The 1070-nt window shown below is 71.3% G+C and carries 1 protein-coding gene; it reads right to left on the bottom strand.

The window, feature by feature from the left end; genetic code table 11:
- Positions 1-1070: helix-hairpin-helix domain-containing protein (locus tag AOK17_RS52685; protein ID WP_245697524.1), on the bottom strand; the 1070-nt coding region annotated here is incomplete at both ends.

Below are 1070 nucleotides of genomic sequence, written 5' to 3'. Positions count from 1 at the left end.
CATCGCGCTGTTGGCGGGCGGAGGCGCCTGACGGGACCCCCCGCCACCACCGGCACGGCCGCCACCACCCGCACGGCCGCCGCCCTGGCGCGGCTGCCGGTCCCGCTGCTGAGGCGCCCGCCCACCCCGCTGAGGCCGGTCCTGCCGCCCCTCGCCGGAGGCCGCCGCCTCGTCGTCCAGCCGCAGCGTCAGCGAGATCCGCTTGCGCGGGATGTCGACCTCCAGCACCTTCACCTTCACGATGTCACCGGACTTCACCACGTCCCGCGGGTCCTTGACGAACGTCTTGGACATCGCGGAGACGTGCACCAGACCGTCCTGGTGGACGCCGACGTCCACGAACGCACCGAACGCGGCCACGTTCGTCACGACCCCTTCGAGGACCATCCCGGGGGCCAGGTCGGAGATCTTCTCCACGCCGTCCTTGAAGGTGGCCGTCTTGAAGGCGGGCCGCGGGTCGCGCCCCGGCTTCTCCAGCTCCTTCAGGATGTCGGTGACGGTCGGCAGACCGAACGTCTCGTCCACGAAGTCGTCCGGCCTCAGCGACCGCAGCACACTCGTGTTCCCGACCAGCGAGGCGACCTCGCTGCCCGCCGTCTTCACCATCCGCCGCACCACGGGATACGCCTCGGGGTGCACGCTCGACGCGTCCAGCGGGTCGTCACCGCCACGGATCCGCAGGAAGCCCGCGCACTGCTCGTACGCCTTGGGCCCGAGCCGCGCCACGCTCTTCAGCGCCGTACGCGAGGTGAAGGGGCCGTTCGAGTCGCGGTGCGCCACGATGTTCTCGGCGAGTCCGGAGGTGATGCCGGAGACCCGGGAGAGCAGCGGGGCCGAGGCCGTGTTCACGTCCACGCCCACGCCGTTCACACAGTCCTCCACGACCGCGTCGAGGGAGCGGGAGAGCTTCACCTCGGACAGGTCGTGCTGGTACTGGCCGACACCGATCGACTTCGGGTCGATCTTGACCAACTCGGCGAGCGGGTCCTGCAGGCGGCGGGCGATGGAGACGGCGCCGCGCAGCGAGACATCCATGCCGGGCAGCTCCGCCGAGGCGAACGCCGACGCCG

It is taken from the genome of Streptomyces phaeochromogenes, assembly GCF_001418655.1.
Lineage (GTDB): Bacteria > Actinomycetota > Actinomycetes > Streptomycetales > Streptomycetaceae > Streptomyces > Streptomyces phaeochromogenes.
The sequence above is the reverse complement of the archived record's forward strand: the minus strand, read 5'-3'. Positions and strand labels throughout refer to the sequence as shown.